Source organism: Pseudomonas sp. GV071, assembly GCF_003050835.1.
Taxonomy (GTDB): domain Bacteria; phylum Pseudomonadota; class Gammaproteobacteria; order Pseudomonadales; family Pseudomonadaceae; genus Aquipseudomonas.
This window is the reverse complement of the sequence record NZ_QAOJ01000012.1, coordinates 107,333-126,167: the sequence shown is the minus strand read 5'-3', so window position 1 is coordinate 126,167 and position 18,835 is coordinate 107,333. Positions and strand designations below refer to the sequence as shown.

At 58.4% G+C, this 18,835-nt stretch carries 17 protein-coding genes; 5 read left to right on the top strand and 12 right to left on the bottom strand.

The window, feature by feature from the left end; translation table 11 throughout:
* Positions 1-217 precede the first annotated feature (217 nt).
* Complete coding sequence (locus C8K61_RS26860; protein ID WP_178086485.1) at positions 218-358, top strand: hypothetical protein; 141 nt, start codon at positions 218-220, stop codon at positions 356-358.
* A gap of 114 nt (positions 359-472) precedes the next feature.
* Here the strand turns inward: C8K61_RS26860 and C8K61_RS21305 are convergent, their stop codons facing one another.
* The gene (locus tag C8K61_RS21305; protein WP_108098297.1) at positions 473-844 is read right to left on the bottom strand and encodes a hypothetical protein; all 372 of its coding nucleotides are present in this window, start codon (positions 842-844) and stop codon (positions 473-475) included.
* Between the two features lie 236 nt (positions 845-1,080).
* Between C8K61_RS21305 and C8K61_RS21300 the strand changes: the two genes are divergently transcribed.
* The gene (locus C8K61_RS21300; protein ID WP_108098296.1) at positions 1,081-1,521 is read left to right on the top strand and encodes a DUF2628 domain-containing protein; all 441 of its coding nucleotides are present in this window, start codon (positions 1,081-1,083) and stop codon (positions 1,519-1,521) included.
* A gap of 9 nt (positions 1,522-1,530) precedes the next feature.
* Here the strand turns inward: C8K61_RS21300 and C8K61_RS21295 are convergent, their stop codons facing one another.
* Positions 1,531-2,496 carry a GlxA family transcriptional regulator gene (locus C8K61_RS21295; protein WP_108098295.1) on the bottom strand — a complete coding sequence of 322 codons (966 nt, stop codon included), beginning with the start codon at positions 2,494-2,496 and terminating at the stop codon, positions 1,531-1,533.
* A 105-nt stretch (positions 2,497-2,601) separates the two neighbouring features.
* On the opposite strand from C8K61_RS21295, the gene C8K61_RS21290 reads away from it, so the two are divergent.
* Entirely contained in the window at positions 2,602-3,156 is a 555-nt protein-coding gene (locus C8K61_RS21290; protein WP_108098294.1) for a thioesterase family protein, read from the top strand.
* Positions 3,157-3,581: 425 nt separating this feature from the next.
* Here the strand turns inward: C8K61_RS21290 and C8K61_RS21285 are convergent, their stop codons facing one another.
* From C8K61_RS21285 to C8K61_RS21260, 6 genes are all read right to left on the bottom strand, one after another.
* Complete coding sequence (locus tag C8K61_RS21285; protein ID WP_108098293.1) at positions 3,582-4,325, bottom strand: hypothetical protein; 744 nt, start codon at positions 4,323-4,325, stop codon at positions 3,582-3,584.
* Positions 4,326-4,981: 656 nt separating this feature from the next.
* On the bottom strand, positions 4,982-7,033 hold the full coding sequence (locus C8K61_RS21280) for an autotransporter domain-containing protein (RefSeq protein ID WP_146174326.1): 2,052 nt from the start codon (positions 7,031-7,033) through the stop codon (positions 4,982-4,984).
* 730 nt (positions 7,034-7,763) lie between these two features.
* On the bottom strand, positions 7,764-8,027 hold the full coding sequence (locus C8K61_RS26695; RefSeq protein WP_146174325.1) for a hypothetical protein: 264 nt from the start codon (positions 8,025-8,027) through the stop codon (positions 7,764-7,766).
* A 217-nt stretch (positions 8,028-8,244) separates the two neighbouring features.
* Positions 8,245-8,700: a hypothetical protein gene (locus tag C8K61_RS21270; RefSeq protein WP_108098290.1), complete on the bottom strand. Its 456-nt coding sequence runs from the start codon at positions 8,698-8,700 to the stop codon at positions 8,245-8,247.
* 75 nt (positions 8,701-8,775) lie between these two features.
* Entirely contained in the window at positions 8,776-10,266 is a 1,491-nt protein-coding gene (arcD, locus tag C8K61_RS21265; protein WP_256589510.1) for an arginine-ornithine antiporter, read from the bottom strand.
* Positions 10,267-10,450: 184 nt separating this feature from the next.
* On the bottom strand, positions 10,451-10,660 hold the full coding sequence (locus C8K61_RS21260) for a hypothetical protein (protein WP_108098289.1): 210 nt from the start codon (positions 10,658-10,660) through the stop codon (positions 10,451-10,453).
* Between the two features lie 210 nt (positions 10,661-10,870).
* Here C8K61_RS21260 and cax point away from each other — a divergent pair, with 210 nt between their 5' ends.
* Positions 10,871-11,944 carry a calcium/proton exchanger gene (cax, locus tag C8K61_RS21255; protein ID WP_108098288.1) on the top strand — a complete coding sequence of 358 codons (1,074 nt, stop codon included), beginning with the start codon at positions 10,871-10,873 and terminating at the stop codon, positions 11,942-11,944.
* Between the two features lie 29 nt (positions 11,945-11,973).
* Positions 11,974-13,719 carry a SulP family inorganic anion transporter gene (locus C8K61_RS21250; RefSeq protein ID WP_108098287.1) on the top strand — a complete coding sequence of 582 codons (1,746 nt, stop codon included), beginning with the start codon at positions 11,974-11,976 and terminating at the stop codon, positions 13,717-13,719.
* 157 nt (positions 13,720-13,876) lie between these two features.
* Here the strand turns inward: C8K61_RS21250 and C8K61_RS21245 are convergent, their stop codons facing one another.
* From C8K61_RS21245 to C8K61_RS21230, 4 genes are all read right to left on the bottom strand, one after another.
* Complete coding sequence (locus C8K61_RS21245) at positions 13,877-14,497, bottom strand: tyrosine-type recombinase/integrase (protein WP_108098286.1); 621 nt, start codon at positions 14,495-14,497, stop codon at positions 13,877-13,879.
* Positions 14,498-14,631: 134 nt separating this feature from the next.
* Positions 14,632-14,826: a hypothetical protein gene (locus C8K61_RS26690; protein WP_108098285.1), complete on the bottom strand. Its 195-nt coding sequence runs from the start codon at positions 14,824-14,826 to the stop codon at positions 14,632-14,634.
* Between the two features lie 369 nt (positions 14,827-15,195).
* Complete coding sequence (locus C8K61_RS21235) at positions 15,196-15,738, bottom strand: GNAT family N-acetyltransferase (RefSeq protein ID WP_108098284.1); 543 nt, start codon at positions 15,736-15,738, stop codon at positions 15,196-15,198.
* Between the two features lie 92 nt (positions 15,739-15,830).
* Positions 15,831-18,677: an insulinase family protein gene (locus C8K61_RS21230; RefSeq protein ID WP_108098283.1), complete on the bottom strand. Its 2,847-nt coding sequence runs from the start codon at positions 18,675-18,677 to the stop codon at positions 15,831-15,833.
* Between the last annotated feature and the right edge of the window lie 158 nt (positions 18,678-18,835).

The following is an 18,835-nucleotide window of genomic DNA, read 5'->3' as shown; positions in this document are numbered from 1 at the left end:
GTTGTTTTATGGTCCTGCTGCAAGGTGGCGGCATAAAGCAGCGGGCAGTAACTGATGGAAGGCGTTAGCTTTCCTTTGATTGGTCATGGTTAGGGCTCGTCTGGCCAATCTCCGGCGCCACCTCTCCGCTCACCAGCCATAGCGCGTGCTGCGGAAAGATTTCCCGAGTTCGACTATTGCGGCGTTGGCACCTTTGCCGCCATGACCGGTATCTCGGTTGAAAAAGGTGGCCCATTGGCTGGAAATCGGCATGTTGCCGAGCGTGACGATTGGCGAGTTGCGCATGGTCAACCTGGATCGCATCCGTCGCGATTTGCTCAAGGGTAAGAGTGGATTTACCGAAGGGGGATTACGCTGACCAGGACTCACGGGGTAGCCTCCGGTTTAGCTGAGTTCGGCAGCCCGCACGCGGAAAGTTGTAGGAGTTGTCACCTTGCGCTGCCTGTCTAGCGTTTCGTGAAGGCTGGGTCAACTAGGCAAGCGTGACGTCCATGTGCCCGCCCATCAGAGTGTCCTCCACATCCGGAGCCAGGCAGTACTGATCACGCCCCGTCCGTTGCACTAAGCCGTTTTGCTGCAGGCGGCGTAACACGTCGCGCACGCTGGCCAGGCACAGCGGTTCACCGGCGCGGCTCAATTGTTGGTGTAGTTCACTGCCAGAAACGCCAACACCCTGAGTGCGTCCCCTGGCGCTGGCGTCACACAGGGCGGCCATTACTTTCAGGCGCGACATGGACGAGCGCAGGCCTGCGTTCTGGATCAGGGTGCGAAGCAGGTGTTTGTCCGCTTCACGGTGGGGCTTCTGTGCTCCGGTATCAAGCTGCGGCGAGGTGCTTGCCAGCATCTTAATGGCTCCTTGGATGGTGCTCGATTGCGGTTTTTTTCCGGGCTTAGCTTTCCATGAGCGTCGTGAAAAAATTGTCGTAGCAAGCGATTCTCACGCGGCAAAAAACGCTGCTGTGGTCAGGCTCGCCCTGCCGCTACCGAACAGTGCGAACCGGTTGGCAGGCGGGTACTAGCCAGCTTCGCGGCCGTGTCCTAGTCTGCGCCGACCGCTTTCACGGCCAACAAGGACGTCGCATGCAAGCCCCCAACCCCTATACCCCGCCCGCCGCGAGTTTGCTCGCCAACAGCCAACTGCCTCTGACCGAGCAGATTGAGGCGTTGCCCGTATCGCCGGCCTGGAAAGACCGCTTCCACGCTATTGCGCTGGCCGGCGGCGCCAAGCTGCCGAACTTCAAACAATTGAGTCGCCAGGAACGGCAACGGGCCATGCGCCTGAACGTGCTGGCCTTCATCTTCGGCCCGTTCTATTACATCGCCAAAGGCATGTGGAAAAAGGCGGTGGTGTACTTTGTGCTGACCGTACTGGCGGCCACCGCCGTAGGGCTGGCTCTGGAATTTTTTGGCTATGGCCATCTGGTTCGCGCCACCACCGTCTCGTTTGGCGTGTGGTTCGGTTTGCGCGCGAATATCGACTTCTACAAGAGGATGGTGGACGGCGAAAGCGGCTGGTGGTGAGGCGCGCCCTCAGCTGGCGCGCACCTGAAAGCGTTTGCGATAGGCCGCTGGTAGCAGCCCAACCCGCTGCTGAAAGAGGCGGCGAAACGAATTGCTGTCTTCGTAACCGACCTTGTAGGTAATGCTGTCCAGGCTCATGCGCGTGGACTCCAGCAAGTGCTTGGCCTTTTCCAGGCGCAGAGTCTGCAGGTAGGCGATCGGCGTATAGCCCGTGGCTTCTTTGAACCGCCGCTTGAAGTTGCGCACACCGAAGCCGAATTGCTGGGCCAGATCGTCGATCAACAATGGCTCGGCGAAGTGCTCTTCCAGCCACTGCTGTACCCGCAGAATGTCGGTATCGCCATGGCTTTTCGGAAGCGACCACATCACATACACCGACTGCTCGCTGCGCACTGCGTCCACCAGAAGGTATTTGCCACACTGCTGCGCCAGCTCCAGCGAGGCAAAACGCCGAACCACATGCAGCAGCAAATCCATCGCCGCACTGGCGCCGCCCGAAGTGATCACCCGGTCGTCCTCACACAGAATCTGCCCTTCATCCAGCAGCACCTGCCCATAACGCCGGCGAAAAAACTCCGCAAACGCCCAATGGGTCGTAGCGCGCCGTGCATCGAGCAAACCCGCCTCCGCCAACATAAACGCCGCCGTGCACATCGACGCCACCACCGCCCCTTGCGCGTGCTGACGATTTAGCCAATCGGCATAGGCGGGGAAGGCCGGTAGAGCCTGGCGCAAGGTGAACAAAAATCCCGGCACCAGCACCAGGTCGGTGTGGCCGATGGCGTCCATCGCCTGCTGCACCTGCAGCACCTGGCCGGCTTGCGAGGTCACGTTGGCCCCATCGAGAGAGGCGATTACCACCTCGAACAGCGGCGCATCGGTCGCGGCGAATTGATTGGCCGCACTCAACACCTCAAGCGCGATGTTGGCGCTGGCAGCGGAGCACTGGTCCGCCAGAAGCAAGGTCACGTGCATAGCAGGCCTGTTGCGCATTTCGCATGAAAAAAGTCATTTGCGCACCTACTGTAGCCCATCGGCGCGCACTAAGATGCCCGCCATCACACACTGATTGGCGTACATATGAATCTCTGGTTCCGACTTATCCTCATGCTCCTGCGCCGCCCCTGGCGTAAACCGGTCGCCCCCATGGCCACCACCGTCGTGCGCATGCGCGTTTGGCCCACCGACCTGGACCTCAACCGCCACGTCACCAACGGCCGCTACTTCACCCTCGCCGACATCGGCCGCATGGACTACGTCCTGCGCAGCGGCGCTTTTCGCGTGGCGCTGAAGCACAAAGCCGTTCCCATAGTCGGCGACACCTGGGGCAAATTCCGCCGCGAACTTCGCCTATTCGAAACCTTCGAAATCCACACCCGCATGCTCGGCTGGGACGAGAAATGGAGCTTTATGGAACACCGCTTCGTGAAAGACGGGCGGGTGCTGGGTGTAGTGGTCATGCGCGGGTTGTTTCGCTCGCCTAAGGGCGGCGTTTCACCGGGGGAGTTCGCACGGCACCTGGGCTTGGTCGAACAGTCACCAGAGATGCCGGAGTGGTTGCTGGGGTGGTCGCGCAGCTGTGATGGGATGAGTGCGGCGTTGCGGGGGGAGGAGGGCGCGCTGGGCGCTAAGTAACCGAATTGCGTACCCAAAGAAAAACCCCGAAGGCCTGCGCCTTCGGGGTTTTTTGTGTTTGGTGGAGCCGGGGGCTCTTTAATGAGCATCTTAAGTTTTTGATCTGTAATGCATTATTTTGATTTCCATTCTGATGTGCCCCCAAATATGCCCCCTATGCAGCTGATTGGACGAGCGGTCGTTTTTGGAGGGCGAGCTGGTACCGTCAGTTAGTTGGTTTGGAGAGGGCCTTGAGGCAGAGATCGAGGAGAAAGTGAACAAAAGGTGAACTTAAGTTCACCTTTTTTGGCTTCACCCTTTGTCTTGAGCTGTCACCGATGGTTATCCGGGTAATCAAGCGCACTTAAGTGCACTTTTTGAACACGCAACACCTCGACGCGGCTCAATCGGTCTCGTGACGCGCCTTGCCTTCTAAGCGGATAGCGTCAGGGCTGAATGAATAGCTGCTGTTTTCCTCTATTCATGATGGACGGTGGTGTTACACCCGCCAAGCCGGGACTGTAGATGTAAAACCAATGGGGCAGCAGTGAAGACATTCTCAGTGTTGCCTGTACGTCTTCCGCTTTTGAGTGGCCTCCCCAAGCTCCAATGAATATTGGCCCATAGACTTTGCTACGGGTGTTCATGAAAGGTGGCGCATCGACTAAAGCAGGGGTGTGATTCGCGATTAAGTCGAGAAGCTGAGCGGAGGCATGAACTGGGCCGCCTTCCCCGTACGGCTGGCCAAGGACGTAGCGCACTGGGTACTTGAGCATCCGCTGCCGTTCTTCCTCGCTTCGCGCCCGAGCGTTAGCGCTGGCCTCGATGTAAGCCTTGGAGCTGATTTCAACCGCCTTTTCGGGGCTCGAAGCGATGTCTTCCGGCACCCACGCTACTAGCTGAACGTTCGCAGAGATGCTGCGAGCGGAGAATCCGCTTAGTAGCAACATGGTTGGATCTCCGGACGCCAACAGGTGAGTTGCCCCTGAAATTGCATCGTCTGAGATTTTGGGGGCATTTGGGGTTTGTTGCTGTGCGAGCAGCTTGTCGTACTGGGCCCTCGGCATGTCAGCAGCAGGGACGCCCATCGCATCGGCGATCTTCAACGCTTCGGAAGGTGTGCCTGTGCGTGGGATAAGGCCGCAGCCTGATATTAGTAAAGTGAACGCAATAAAAAAGAGGGTACGCACTGCAAATTCCTCGCAGGTATTTAGGGGGGGCTTCAGGGAGTTGTGCGGTTCTTGTGTTTAAGGCGTCAGTGCCGGCCACAAAGCAATTGCTATTACCAAACATCCTGATGTCCACGTTGCGAGAGGCATTCTTAGTTGTGTCATGGCTTGGTGAAGTGGGAAGGGCATGAGGTTATTTCTGTACCCCCGGTAGATAAACCTCGCCCATGTGAGCGGCGCGGAGTGGAAAGACACGAGCAACGCCATCCGCCAACAGGTCATTTCTATTATTCGAGTGCTGTCTGGGAGTAATTCACTCGCCAGGCGACTCGATCTAAGTGCTGCGATCACGGCCATTGCGATGACAAGTGGGGCGCAGGCGAGTAGACGATTCCAAAGGGCAGCGTTGAGAGCGGTGGGTTTGATGCTGTTCATAAGAGATGTCCATTGTTAAGGGACATCAGGTGACCATGGATCCTATGAAGTGCAAGCCACCCGAACTCCAGAGGCTCGGAGCAATTTGGACGTCGGTATAGGAGGGGGCATGCACAGGAGCTTTTCATGCGACCGGCAGCTACCGGCCAAAAGCAGCCCGTCGCAGGGTTTGCGGGTATCTCTCAGTGCGCAATGCGCGCAATGTGACAATGCCCCCTCGGTCGCGGTTGTCGTAAACACTATTAGAAGATTACCCGCAACAACCCCGTAAGACCGTTCTCATGGGCGTCGCTGGCAAACTGGCCGTTGTAGGTCAGACTCAGGTTGGTACTGGCTGTCACGGCTGCTTGGAGTCCGAAGTTGACGACCGCCACATCCTCGGCCAGTGGCACACCGGGTATTGTGGATGTGCCTGCGGCGCTGGCGAAGGCGATGGTGTCGGACGGTTCGAGATCGCCGAATGTGTGTCGCCAGCCCAATCCGCCCTTCACCCGCATTGGCATGTTGTGGGTGCCAAATTTATAGCTGGGCCTTATCCCCAGAGTGCTATACGTCACGTCGTTGTCGCTGCTGCCCATCCTTAGGGCGGCAGGTCCACCTTGTTCAGTGAAACCGTCAGCGTCGACGTTGACCCAGGCGATGTTCGCGTAAGGCTCCAGCACTATCGGTCCGGTAATAAACCTGTACGCGGCATCGCCGAAGACCTGGGCGGTATTAGCTGAGTAATCGGCGCTGGGGGAATCGCTGAAATAGCCGAAGTTCACCGTCCGGCTGGTATCGATCTCGTTGAACGTGTAGCTCGTGCCCGCCTTGAGCGACCATGACCCGAGCAGCTCGCCGATGTAGGCACCGATGGTGAAGTTGTCACCCGTGGCAGAGCTGTATGGCGCGTCCACATCCGACCGCGTGTAGCCGAAGAGAACACCCGCGGTTGTGGTACCGGTGATGCGCGAGTCGATCCCCAGGAACGTCCCGCCGGTGTCGATGGATACGTCACCTTGCTCCCGGTCTGCGCCAACGCCTTGTACCCAGGCGGTCAGGTTGGGGGCAAGTTGCACCGAGTTTTCCGAGTGCATGACGGTGGCGATCGGCTCATCGAGTTGCCCATCAAGACGGTCGAAGACGGCGTCGCGCACAAAGTGGCTGTCTTCCAGCATGACGGTCATGTGCGACGGGTAAATCTGCCCGGACAATTGATCGAGCGCGGCGCGGATTTCGCCCAGGGTGGGCAACAGGACAATTCCGCCGAAGATCGGGTTGGTCGGTGGCAACCCCTCTATCGGAGGCAGGGGTGTTCCGCCGATGGGAACGTCATTGCGGGCGACAAGGAAGTAAGCGTTGTTCTGGTCGTAAACGATGCTCAAGGTCGACAGCGGCAGTTGTTGGTTCGGATAGGTGAATGTGCCATTCAGGCCGCCGTCGGCGGTGAGAATCGTGTACCGCTGATTCACCACCGGGATAAAGCCATTCAGTACGGTGGTGGCGTTGGCATTATTCAACGTGGCGCTCCCGCTGGCGTGAATCAGGTCGTTCGCGCCGCTGGAACTGAAGTTAACGATGTAACTGGCGGTGGGTTGAGTGTTCAGGTTTCCGGCGATACTCAGGGTGCCGGTTGTATCGCGGGCGGGACCTGGTGAAATGCCACCGCCGATGGTGCTGCCCGGCAGCAAGCCGGAGCCGCCGAGGTAGGTTCCCGGGTTAGTGGTCAACTGGCTGGAGGTTGCAATCGAGCCGTTGACGAACAGCAACCCGCTATTGAGGTTGGTCGCTCCGGTGTAGGTGTTGCCCGCATTGAGGGTTACCAGCCCGCCAGGGCCGCCGTCACCGTCCAGAGCCAGAGAGCCGGGGCCACTGACCACGCCATTCAGGGTCAGGCCGGTGCCGATAGCTTGCGTGAGTGAGGCGTTGCCGGTCAGGGTTATCAGGCGGCTGGTCGCAAACGTCTGCTTGGTGTTGAGTCTGCCATTGCCGATGCTGAACGGCCCGCTGGAGGCCCCGAGGTTGTTGTCTGCATTGACTGAAAGCGTGCCGGCGTTGAGGGTGGTACCGCCGGTGTAAGTGTTGTCGCCGTTCAGCACCAGCGTCCCTGCGCCGTTCTGGGTGACACCCCCGTCACCGGCGAGAACATTACCGATAACGATCAGTTCGGAGGAGTCGCTGATCAGGCCGGGGCCGTCGAAGTAAATGGGTGCGCCGGTGATCAGGTAATCTTGACCGTTGGCTGCGAACACCCAGGATGACGGACCAATCGGCAGTAACACTGAAACCGTGTCAGCGCCGAATTCGCGAAACACAGCGTCCTCTCCCGGACCATCGGGGGGACCTTGAGGCGACCAGGACCCCGGGCACGTATAACATCCAAACCCCGTCCAGACAAAAGTCGCGGCGAATGCCGAGGACACAGGCGTCAGACCGATTGTGAGCAACAGGATAGGTAGATAACGTGCCACGCTGCTCTCCTGCGTTAGCACCGGGCAGCTGATCGCGGCATACGCAGTGCAGCAACTCGCCTGTGAGTCCGAGTTTTCACCCTTCGTGAAGAAGGCAGAGAACAGGTTAGTCGTGATTCCCCAGACCTACCATGAAGCGACAGCACACCGTTTTTATAGCTTGGGTTTATAGCTTGGGTCGCCAGCAGTCTCCCGTCAGAGGCCGAAGGCCAGCGAAGAGGTGGGCGGGAAATGACGGGTTGCCCAAAGTCGACGGCCTATCCCAGGGTTGCTAGAGGGCAGACGTTAGTAACCCAGGGTGGGAGGTCAATCATTCTTTTTTTGAGCGATTAGCGCGGTTCGCAAAACAAAGGGGGCCCAGATTTTTTTCAGCACACGCTTTCGCTATTGACCAGCGCATCCGACGGCGCTGGTTTTCCAGGTAACCATCGGCTTCGTTTAATCACCCGTTCTGCCGCCAGCCCTTTGGTTGAATCGTCCGTGACGCCATCACAATCAGATGTCGTCACTGAAGTGATTGTGGATATAAAAAATGTCGCCAATCCGCAAAATCAATATGTCAGTTGGAGTTGATTCAATCTCTGCGTCTCTCAAGGCACTCACGACGCAGGACAACATTATTTATCTCCCTGCAATCGACCGCGTAATCATCGTCTTTGGCTTTGTCCTTGGCCTTCTCACAATTGCCATTTTCATTGCAATTGCCTTTCCCTTTTTGATAGTCGTTATTTTTAAAACAGTTTTTATCTGACTTTTCACAATTGGAACCGGCAAATGACAGAGATGGCAGTGTCAAGGAGAGCAAAAACGTACATACAAGAGCCGTCACGATTCGCATGCCTAAGATCCTGAGAAGGTTTAACCAACAGACTGTTGCCTTGCGCCACGCCTTCAAAACTATAGCAGAAGCCGGTCGGACGTCTTTCCGTCCGCCTTTGGCCGATTGCTACCTGAGGCCTGGGGGCTGTAGTCGACCCATTGCTGTCGAAAAAGTCGGATTTCAGCTCGCCTGAACGCAGACATGACTCACACGCATAACCTGAGAACGATCAACCTCATCGAAACTGCTTTGATGCACTGGCGATGCGTTGGTACTTGCGCAGCTGCCGATTCATGCTGCGGATATCCAGAAAAAATATCTCTCCGCTGCGCCAGAGCAGCATCCACGCCGTGACGGTAACGACTCCCACGGGGATAGTGCCTTCAATGCCCAGCGCCGTGCCTGCCAGCACCAAGGCGAGTGCCAAGCCCAGGAGTGTCAGCGCCAACACCCGTTGGGTGCGAATATCCCCTCTGAGTTGCTCGTTCTTTTCCGCAAACGTGTTGCTGATGGCTTGCTGAAGGCGTTCTCGCTCCTCTTCAGGGCAGCGAATCTGCAGGCTCAGCTCGGGGTGATACCAGGCGCTATCTGACAGGTAGTCCACCAGCTCGGGGCTTAGCTTGGGGTTGTCCGGCGAGGCAAACGGATTGAGGTAATCATGGGTAATCGTCAGATCGATTTTTTTAGTCATAACGAACCTTTACCTGATTGAGCTGGGGACGGAGACTTTAGTGTTCGTCTGCACAGGTGTCAGGGCCACTGAGTGTCACAAACTGAGAAAGCCTTTGTAGAGGCCGTAGCCCGCAAATACCGCGCCGGCTAACACCACCAAGAAGATCACCTTCTCAATGTTGGTAAACACCGGCTGGGCTAGCTCACGCTTTGCCTTGGCAAACAGAATCGCCCCTGGTGCATACAGCAGTGCCGACAACAGCAGGTACTGCACGCCCGCCGCATACACCAGCCATATCGCATAGATAACGGCAATCAGGGCGATGACCAGATCTTTGCCGCGTTCACCGGGGGCCTGCTCGTAGGTTTCGTGGCGCAAGGCCAACAGCAGCGCATAGGCCGCCGACCAGAAGTACGGCACCAGAATCATCGAGGTGGCCAGGTACAGCAGGCTCAAGTAGGTCGAGCTGTTGAACAGGGTGATGATCAGAAACAGCTGGATCAGCCCGTTGGATAACCACAGGGCGTTGGCGGGTACCTGGTTCTGGTTTTCCTTGCGCAGGAAGGCCGGCATGGTGTGATCGCGTGCGCTGGCAAACAGGATTTCCGCGCACAGCAGGGTCCAGGACAGCAGCGCGCCGGCTAGGGACACTATCAAACCGACACTGATCAATACCGCTCCCCAGTGGCCGACCACGCTCTCCAACACGGCAGCCATGGACGGGTTCTTCAGACCCGCCAATTGAGCCTGCGCCAGAAGCCCTTGTGACAACACATTAACCAGCACCAACAGCAGCAACACAGCGACGAAACCCACCACTGTGGCCTTGCCGACGTCGCTGCGTTTTTCTGCCCGGGAGGAAAAGATACTGGCGCCTTCGATACCAATGAAGACCCAAACCGTCACCAGCATCATGTTACGCACCTGGTTCATAACGGTGCCCAGATCGCTGTTGCCAGCACCCCAGAAATCGGCGGTGAACACATCCAGCTTGAAAGCCAGGACGGCGATGAAGATAAACAGGGCCAGCGGTACCATCTTGGCGATAGTGGTCAAGGTGTTGATGAAGGTGGCTTCTTTGATGCCGCGCAGCACAAGAAAGTGCAGAAGCCACAAGAGCACAGAGGCACAGATGATTGCCGGCAAGGTATTGCCTTCACCAAACACAGGGAAGAAGTAACCCAGAGTGCTGAACAGCAAGACCATGTAGCTGACATTGCCGATCCAGGCGCTAATCCAATAGCCCCACGCTGAAGAGAAACCCATGTAATCGCCAAAGCCGGCCTTGGCATAGGCGTAAACGCCACCATCGAGGTTGGGCTTGCGGTTTGCGAGGGTCTGGAACACGAAGGCCAACATCAACATGCCGACCCCGGTAATCAGCCAGCCGATCAGGGTGGCGCCGGCGCTGGCGTGGGCTGCGACGTTCTGCGGGAGCGAGAAGATCCCGCCACCGACCATCGAACCTACGACCAGGGCAATGAGAGCCCCGATCTTGAGCTTGTCATTGGACGCTACCGTTTGTGGTGATGTGTTGGGTATCGCTGGTTTTTCCAGGTTCAGATTGCCGGTCGAACTTTCCATAAGTTGCTCCTTATCGTGTGGGTATCGCTTAGATAAAACACCCGCGAATACGACATGGTCCCCTCCCGTACAGCATGACCTTTCGCGCGGCTCAAGCCACCGAACTGACTACGCACTGCGCTGCTGAGAGTTGGTTCGTAGCAACTCGCGCCCTGCAGCTGGGCACTGCCAAACAGACCCCGAGCTAGGAGCCGCGCAAAATACGCCAATGCTCCCGAGCCCAATACTTGACGGCGTCCTCGGGCAGTTGATGAGGCGCGTTGACGCGCTCCTGAAGCGTGCTCGCGAAGGTTTCTGCTGAACGTTGATCGAAGAAGCGAAACGTCAAGCCGCAGGTGTGCACCAGCCACTTAGGCTGGGAGGGGCCAGAAACCTCTTCGATCAGTAGGTCCACCTTGTTCCCCAATCCTTGTGGAGGCGAAGCCGTTGGAACGAGCGTAGTAAGCGAAGCGGCGCAAAGCCAGTTTCTGCGAGGGCTTCAGATTTTTAGAGGACATTCCCTTGCACCTCGGCAGGGGCTCCTACACCCATCTATAGTGCTTTCAGCCCACGGGTGATTGCCAAGGCGGGCCTTCCCTTTTTATCCCACTGCGGGAGCAAGCAGATGCTCAAGTGGATGTTGGTGTTTGTCCCTATCGCCGTTCTCCTTGAGCACACCGCCGGGCACTACCACCTAATGGTTTTCCTCGCGGCGGCATTGGCCATTGTGCCGTTAGCAGGTTGGCTGGGGCGCGCCACCGAACAGTTGGCGGAGCGTTCCGGCGAGGGTGTCGGTGGCTTGCTCAATGCCACGTTCGGCAACGCCACCGAGCTGATCATCGCGTTCAGCGCATTGCGCGCCGGGCTGCACGACATCGTTAAAGCCTCCATTGCCGGCTCCATCGTCGGCAATATTCTGCTGGTGATGGGGGCCGCCATGCTGGCCGGAGGTTTGCGCCATCATGAGCAGCAATTCAACGCCTCGGCGGCGCGCTCACAAGCCACGCTGCTGACGCTGGCCACCATCGCCTTGATTCTGCCCGCGGGTTACAGCGCTGCGGTGTCCGCGCGCGCACCTGATGGCTTGGTTTCTCTGAGCGTGTATATCTCACTGGTGCTGTTGCTGGTGTACGGGTTGTTCCTGCTGTACTCGCTGGTCACTCATCGCAGCCTGTTCGCCGGGGCTCCGATTCCCCGGCAGGAAAGCCCAGACACCCGTCTATGGCCGATGAAAAAGGCCTTGGGCGTGCTGGCGGTGGCAACGGTGATGATCGCCTGGATCAGCGAAATCATGGTCGCTGCTATCGCTCCCAGCGCCAAACAGCTGGGGCTCAGCAATCTGTTTGTTGGTGTGTTTGTGGTGGCCATCCTGGGCAATGCGGCTGAGCACGCCTCAGCCGTGTCGGCGGCGATGAAGAACCGCATGGACCTGTCCTTATCCATCGCCATCGGCTCCAGTGTTCAGGTCGCGCTGTTCGTAGCGCCGGTTCTGGTGTTGGCGAGCCACGCCATCGGCGGCACCCCAATGGACCTGGCGTTCTCGGGCGGCCTGGTGCTGAGCGTGTTGCTGGCTGTGTTGATCACCGGCCAGGTTGCCGGTGACGGCCGTTCAGACTGGCTCAAAGGCGTGCAGCTGTTGGCGGTGTATTTGATTCTCGGCTTGGCATATTTTTTTACCCCCGACCCCACAGCGTCCTGACTGACGTCGCTACGAGGTGACTGCTACCCATGTCAGCCCCAAATATCGACCCTCGACCGCCAGCAGTAAACCGTTCTCCAACTTGGCAACGCTGGTTACCCGGTGTGCAGGTTTTGCGCGTTTATCAGGTGGCCTGGTTGGCGAAAGATCTGGTCGCCGGTCTGGTGTTAACGGCCATGTTGGTGCCGGTGGGCATTGCCTATGCCGAGGCCTCAGGGGTGCCGGGAATTTATGGTTTGTACGCGACCATCGTGCCGCTGCTTGCCTACGCGCTGTTTGGCCCGAGCCGCATTCTGGTGCTGGGCCCTGATTCGGCGCTGGTGGCGATCATTCTTGCCGTCGTGCTGCCGCTGTCGGGCGGCGATCCGGTGCGCGCCATCGCCTTGGCCAGTGCAATGGCCGTGGTGTCGGGGCTGATCTGCATCGGCGCGGGCTTGTTGCGCCTGGGCTTTATCACCGAGCTGCTGTCCAAACCGATTCGCTACGGCTACATGAACGGTATCGCGCTGACCGTGCTGATCAGCCAGACGCCGAAGCTGTTCGGCATTTCCATCGACAGTGACGGCCCGTTGCGCGACATCTGGAGCCTGGTGCAGGCGTTATTCGCCGGCGCGGCCAATACCTGGGCCTTCGCCATCGGCGCCGGCACCCTGGCGTTGATTCTGCTGCTCAAGCGGTACGAGCGGCTGCCCGGCATGCTCATCGCGGTGGTGGCCGCCACCCTGGTGGTAGCGGTCTTCGATTTGGAAGCCAGGTATGCGGTAAAGGTGGTGGGCTCTCTGCCGCAAGGGTTACCCAACTTCGCGCTGCCGCTGATAAGCCTGGCAGACCTGAGCACCGTGCTTATCGGTGGCGGCGCCGTGGCACTGGTGTCGTTTGCCGACACCAGCGTGCTGTCGCGTACCTACGCCGCCCGCACGCGCTCTACGGTCGATCCCAACCAGGAAATGGTGGGACTTGGCGTGGCCAATCTGCTGACTGGTTTTTTCCAAGGCATTCCAATCAGCAGCAGTTCATCACGCACGCCGGTCGCCGAGGCTGCTGGCGCGAGAACCCAGCTCACCGGCGTAGTTGGCGCAGTGGCGGTCGCCTTGCTGTTGCTGTTTGCCCCCGACCTGCTGCAGCACCTGCCCAACAGTGCGTTGGCCGCGGTGGTGATCGCGTCGGCCATTGGCTTGTTCGAGTTCAAGGACTTGCGCCGTATCTACCGTATTCAGCGCTGGGAGTTCTGGTTATCAGTTTTCTGCTTCGTCGGTGTTGCGGTTCTGGGCGCGGTGCCTGGTATCGGCCTGGCTGTGGTAGCCGCCGTAGTCGAGTTTCTCTGGGATGGTTGGCGTCCTCATTACGCATTACTCGGTAGGGTCGATGGAGTGCGGGGCTACCACGACTTGGCCCGCTATCCGAACGCCCGCCGAATTCCAGGGTTGGTGCTGTTTCGCTGGGATGCGCCGTTGTTCTTCGCCAACGCCGAACTTTTCCAACGCTGCGTGCAGGAGGTGATCGCGCAGTCGCCGACGTCGGTACGACGAATTGTGGTCGCCGCCGAACCGGTTACCAGCGTCGACGTTACCTCTGCTGACATGTTGATTGAGCTTGGGCAAGGCCTGCGCGATGTCGGAATCGAACTGCGTTTTGCGGAGATGAAAGACCCGGTAAAGGACAAGCTGCAGCGCCTTGAAGTGCTTAAACAGATCGGCAGCGATATTTTTCAGCCCACTGTCGGCGCAGCTGTGGATAGCTATCTTCAGGACCATGGTGTGGATTGGACACCCTAGGTGTATCCAGCCGAAGGTAGTCGGATCTCGACTAGCTGCGAGCTTTTTTGAGTGTTACCGGCAGCAGCAGATGCCTTTTAGGCCGAAATCTTCCCTTCGCGACAGGCTGCAATTGGCCGGTTAGCGACGGTCTGACTTCGACCGTCGCAATATATGGTCAGACCTCAGTCTGCTCCGCCATTTCCAGAGCGTCATCGACCTCAATCCCAAGATATCGAACGGTGCTCTCCAGCTTCGTATGGCCTAGCAGAAGTTGAACCGCCCGTAGGTTCTTCGTCCTGCGATAGATCAGCGATGCCTTCGTACGTCTCATTGTGTGAGTGCCATACATGGCTGGATCAAGGCCAATGGCTTTTACCCAGCCTTTGACGATACGAGCGTATTGACGAGTGGATAGATGGTCTGAGGTATGCAGCCTGCTCGGGAAAAGGCAGTCCTGGCTACGGAGCTGGGCTTGATGTATCCAGGCCGCGAGAGCAGACCGTGTTTGCTCAGTAATCTCGAACTGCACTGGTCGCTTCGTTTTCTGCTGCATAACCATTGCTCGTGATGACACATGCTCGCCATGAGCAACGTCGCACACACGGAGCTTGGTTAAGTCGCAGGCTCGTAGCTTGCTGTCGATGGCCAGATCGAACAGAGCCAGATCCCGGGTTCGTTCTGCAATTTGAAGCCTTACTCGGATGGCCCAGATATCTCTCAGCCGCAGCGGGGTTTTCTGCCCGACCAACTTTCCTTTGTTCCAGGGCTGACGGCTGTAGGTAGCGATGATGTTCATGGAAAGTCCTCCACGTGTGGAAGGACAAGGATGGCTAGCCAGTGCGGTGGTCGCTAACCGGCCAAAAGCTGACTTATATCGACGCCGAATAGGCCTCAAATCGCTCTTAAGAGTATTTGCTGGATTTCTGCTGCTTATCTACTCATTAGCGGCCGTGGACCAAAATGGAACGGAGCCACTACAAAGGCCTCGTGGGCGATGCCTTGGCAGATCATTGGCTGATACACGAACGCCATCGCCATTGCATAAGCCGACGCTTCAAAGCGCTGGTCATCACTGCCCACCACACGCGCGACTACCGGGCGCCCACCGTCGGGGGGAACGATCATGGCCACCCATACCTTGGCATTCGTCAAAGGGTCAACGTTGCGTGGAGTCAGTCCGCCACCGCGGGCAATCACTTTCGGTAAGGTGCAGTTTTTACTGCCAGTTCCCCACGATGTGAATGGGTGCTCGGGAAAGACTGTGGCCGGTGTGCAATCAACAAACTTGTTGCAGCGGTCGCGCCCTACCTCCTTTACAACTTGGGCGGCCCCTGGCCGTTGAATGGCGATGGCATGTTTCGGCGCACGCTCCTGGTGGTGCTGAGGAGCGTGCTGGCAACCCGTCACCACAACCAGACAGGTCACAGACAGCAGTGTGCAAATCACGTATCGCATGGTTTCCCTCTCTGAGGCGTGATAAAAAAATCGAGCGGATCAGCTCAGGCGCCAGTCTTGACCGATGACCCCGAACTGCAACAGATCGTGAAATACCCCTTCCTTGAAAAAAGCCTGCTTACTAACCCCTTCCTGCAGCAGTCCGGCTTTTTCCAACACCCGTGCCGATGCGCCGTTAACTGCCATGCACGCGGTCTGCACACGGTGCAGCTTCAGGCTGTCGAAGGCGAACTCGATGACCAGCCGAACAGCCTCCGTGGTGTAGCCCTGGTTGCGATAAGGCGCGCCCATCCAATAGCCAAGATGCCCGCTTTGGTGACGAGCTGAGGGCCGCAGGTTGATCACGCCGATCAGTTCTTCCTCGTGCAGAAAGATACCGAGCACAACGTCTTCCTTGCGCTCGGCGGCTAGTACTGAGCGCTCGATAAAGTCGAGGGCGGCGGCAAGCGTATAAGGCGATGGCATGCCGGCCGTATAGGCTGCCACCAAGGGGTCGTCACCTAGCTCGGCTAAGCGAGAGCCGTGCTTGGAGTGCAGCGGCATAAGGTGCAGGCGCGGGGTGGTCATGGTGGGGAGATGCATACCAAGTGCTCCGCGTGATCAAAGGTAGTCGGAATGAACAGTCGGCTGTACCGCCTGCGCCAATGCAGTCAGCAGCCATGCAGCGTGTCCCATCATTTCCCGTCGCTCCCTTGTGCAGCGCCTGCAACCTCATTGCCCTGGATCACTTGCTCCGGCGCCAACAGCTGGGTCGGTGTGCGTTTGAAGCTCGCCAGGGTAGCGGCGACGCCCGGGTCGGCCACCACCCATAACGTGGGTGCCCGGCGCATCTGTTTCCAGGCTGCCTGGACCTGCTCGGGGGTGCGTGCGGCTAGCGTCTTGGCCAGTCGCTTGCGTGAACCAAAGGTGTAATCGCCTGCTTTGATATCCGTCCAGTAGCCACTGGCCATGTTGTCCACGCTCGACCGTCGGGCACGCACATTGGCCACCAGTGCCTTGCTCGCCGCCGCCAGAGTCTGGGGGGCCAGGCTCGCCACCAGGGCATCCATTTGCTGCAAGTAGGTCTGGGTACGCTCACGCAATACATCGCTGGAATACCCGTGGGACTGCACACTAAAGCTCAGCGAAGCGACCCCGCTATTCCACCCAGCAGAGCCCCCGACCGCATAGCCCAACTGCTGCTCGGTGCGCAGCGACTGGAAGTAACGGCTCTTGATCAACTGCGCCAACAACAGGGTGTCAGCCCGTGCTTCGGGGGTTTTCTGCGGGTGAGGCCAGTACAACTGCATGCTGTGGTCCTGGCTATCCGTTTGCTGGTGCAGCACAGGCAGGTCAGCCGCCAGATCGCGCGGCGGGAACGGCGGTACGGCGGAGGCAGCGAGTGTCGGGTGCAAGTGCTCGGTCAGCAGGTGCGCCACTTGCTGAACGTCCTCAGGTGCCAGGTTGCCCACCGCCAGAGCGCGAACGTGTAGCTGCTTGAGCCAGTCGCCGCGCCATTTCTCCAAGTCTTGCAGGCTCATCTGCTCCAATGCAGCGAGCTTTTCGGCCGGCAGCCAGGCGGTGGGGTAGATCGCCACGCCCAGTGCTTCGCCGACATTTTGCGTTGGCGATTTGCCTTCCTGGCGCTGCAAGCTGAGTTTGAGTCGGGTGGCTACCCGTTGATATTCCTCGGGGCTGATCGGACGGCGAGCTACACCGTCGAGGATTTCGCCCAGCAGCATGGGTTGGCGTTGGCGTAAGCCACTTAACTCAATCCATAAGCCGTTCAGTGACGTCGAGAGCTCCGCCCCCAGGCCGGCTTGCCCCGCTTGTTGAGCCGCAGGTGCCAGTACCTCCTGTAGCCAACTGGCGAACAGCCGCAGCCTGACTTGCTCCTTTGGACTGGCCGGCGCCGGGCTTTGCAGCTCGATCTTCCATACCGATTTCGGCGAGTTGAACTGATGCTCCGGCCGGTACCAGACTTTCATACCGGTGCTATCGACTGCCAGCGCGGGCCTGTCTGCTTTGACGTTGAGCACGCGCATGTCGTCGGCGGTAAAACGATTTGTCCCGGGCAGTGCAAGGCCCGCAATCGGTGTCGCTTCGGGCCAGTGTGTTATCGGTTGGAAACGGTAAGGCCCGGCGAACCATTTGGAGGTCTTGTCGGTGACAGCATCAGGAGATAGCCACACCCTGAGTAGCCTCGCTGGCGTCATTGCATCCAGTATTTCTGTGGCACGCGCTGCGTCGAAATGCTCCATGCGATAAGGCCCGTAGAGCCAATCCTGGGTCGGGTACTCTCGGGAATTTATGGCGATCAGGCGTACGTGCTCCAGCGGATCACTGGGGCGCTTTTGCTCGAAACGTTGGCGGGTCAGGTTCGCCGTTTCCTGGTACCGCCAATCCTGCAAACCTTTTTTACGTATCTCGTCCAGATAACCAAACACGGTGGCCTGGATGCGCGCAAAGTCGGGGGTCTGTCCGATAGGTACAGCCACCTCAATGGTGACTATGCTTTGGTTTGCCCGCGACCTGGCCATACCAGCCCCAACGTTTTGCGCCAGGCCCTCTTGTTTAAGCCGGTGTTGCAGGCCGCCGGGGTCTTTGTTGTTCAGCAGCCTGAGCAGGAAGGCCAAGGTGTTGTTACTGCGGTCCGAAGGGGCATTGCCCACCACGAACAGGAAGGACAGTTCGTTGTTCGGTTTTATCGATTTGATCTGCAGCTCGCCTGGAAACAGACCGGGTCGCTCAAGCACCTGGTCGGTAGCGGGCACTGGTAGGCGTCGGTCGGTCATCAAGGCGAAGCTGTCGTTGACGTAGGCTTGCAGTTCGTCCAGCGACTGTGGGCCACTGACCACCAATTTCATCAGGTTGGCACTGTAGTAGCGCTGGTGGAACTCGCTAACCCGTTGGCGCAGAACCTGTGGATCGCCGCCCAGCGTAGTCAGGTTGCCCATCTGGAACTGTGCCATCGGGTGTGTGGGGTTAATGATTTCCCCGAGGACGTCCATCAGCCGAAACCTGTCGTCATCCATGCGCATGCGGTACTCGGCGTCCACGGCATGGCGCTCGCGGTCCACGTAACTCACATCGAACAGCGGCACAGCCAATGTTGCGCTCAACCGTTGCAATGCTTCCCCCAGGGCGGCCTGGGGAACACGGAAGTAATAGTTGGTGAAGTCCGTCTCCGTGTTGGCGTTGAAGTTGCCACCAACCTTGCTCATGAACGTGGAGTAGCCGTTGGGGTCTGCAAAGCGCTCGCTGCCCAGAAACACCATATGCTCGGTGAAGTGCGCCAGCCCCGGAAGGTCTTCGGGGTTTTGTGCACTGCCAGCTTGCACGGTCACGTTCGCCGCCGCATGGGTTGCTCCGGCACTGTGCACTAGCATCACATCCATGTTGTTGGCCAGACGCACTGAGCGGTACTGGTTTTGGTCTTTGGGGTAAGTGATCAGGTCCGCGTTCAAGGCGGCGAAACTCCCGGTACACGGGAGTAATAGGGCAAGGGTGAAAAACGCGCGCAATACAGCAGGCTGCGACATGGTCGAATCCTTTCGTTAGCTGTCCATGGAGTCAGTTTTCAAAGGCAAAGTTGATGCCACTTTTGTCCGCTAATGTGCGAACTAGAGCCTGGCGTCGTCACACTACCGGCACTAGATGACAGAGCCTTTAATGGCCACCACAGTAGATAAGTCTGTGC

Excerpts from the sequence above, each read along its gene's own strand:
- C8K61_RS21295 (WP_108098295.1), bottom strand. The coding sequence starts at position 2,496 with ATGCACGTGACCTTGCTTCTGGCGGACCAGTGCTCCGCTGCCAGCGCC.
- C8K61_RS21270 (WP_108098290.1), bottom strand. The coding sequence starts at position 8,700 with ATGACTAAAAAAATCGATCTGACGATTACCCATGATTACCTCAATCCG.
- C8K61_RS26695 (WP_146174325.1), bottom strand. The coding sequence starts at position 8,027 with ATGCGAATCGTGACGGCTCTTGTATGTACGTTTTTGCTCTCCTTGACA.
- C8K61_RS21230 (WP_108098283.1), bottom strand. The coding sequence starts at position 18,677 with ATGTCGCAGCCTGCTGTATTGCGCGCGTTTTTCACCCTTGCCCTATTA.
- arcD (WP_256589510.1), bottom strand. The coding sequence starts at position 10,266 with ATGGAAAGTTCGACCGGCAATCTGAACCTGGAAAAACCAGCGATACCC.
- C8K61_RS21290 (WP_108098294.1), top strand. The coding sequence starts at position 2,602 with ATGAATCTCTGGTTCCGACTTATCCTCATGCTCCTGCGCCGCCCCTGG.
- cax (WP_108098288.1), top strand. The coding sequence starts at position 10,871 with ATGCTCAAGTGGATGTTGGTGTTTGTCCCTATCGCCGTTCTCCTTGAG.
- C8K61_RS21305 (WP_108098297.1), bottom strand. The coding sequence starts at position 844 with ATGCTGGCAAGCACCTCGCCGCAGCTTGATACCGGAGCACAGAAGCCC.
- C8K61_RS21300 (WP_108098296.1), top strand. The coding sequence starts at position 1,081 with ATGCAAGCCCCCAACCCCTATACCCCGCCCGCCGCGAGTTTGCTCGCC.
- C8K61_RS21235 (WP_108098284.1), bottom strand. The coding sequence starts at position 15,738 with ATGCATCTCCCCACCATGACCACCCCGCGCCTGCACCTTATGCCGCTG.
- C8K61_RS21250 (WP_108098287.1), top strand. The coding sequence starts at position 11,974 with ATGTCAGCCCCAAATATCGACCCTCGACCGCCAGCAGTAAACCGTTCT.
- C8K61_RS21245 (WP_108098286.1), bottom strand. The coding sequence starts at position 14,497 with ATGAACATCATCGCTACCTACAGCCGTCAGCCCTGGAACAAAGGAAAG.
- C8K61_RS26690 (WP_108098285.1), bottom strand. The coding sequence starts at position 14,826 with ATGATCGTTCCCCCCGACGGTGGGCGCCCGGTAGTCGCGCGTGTGGTG.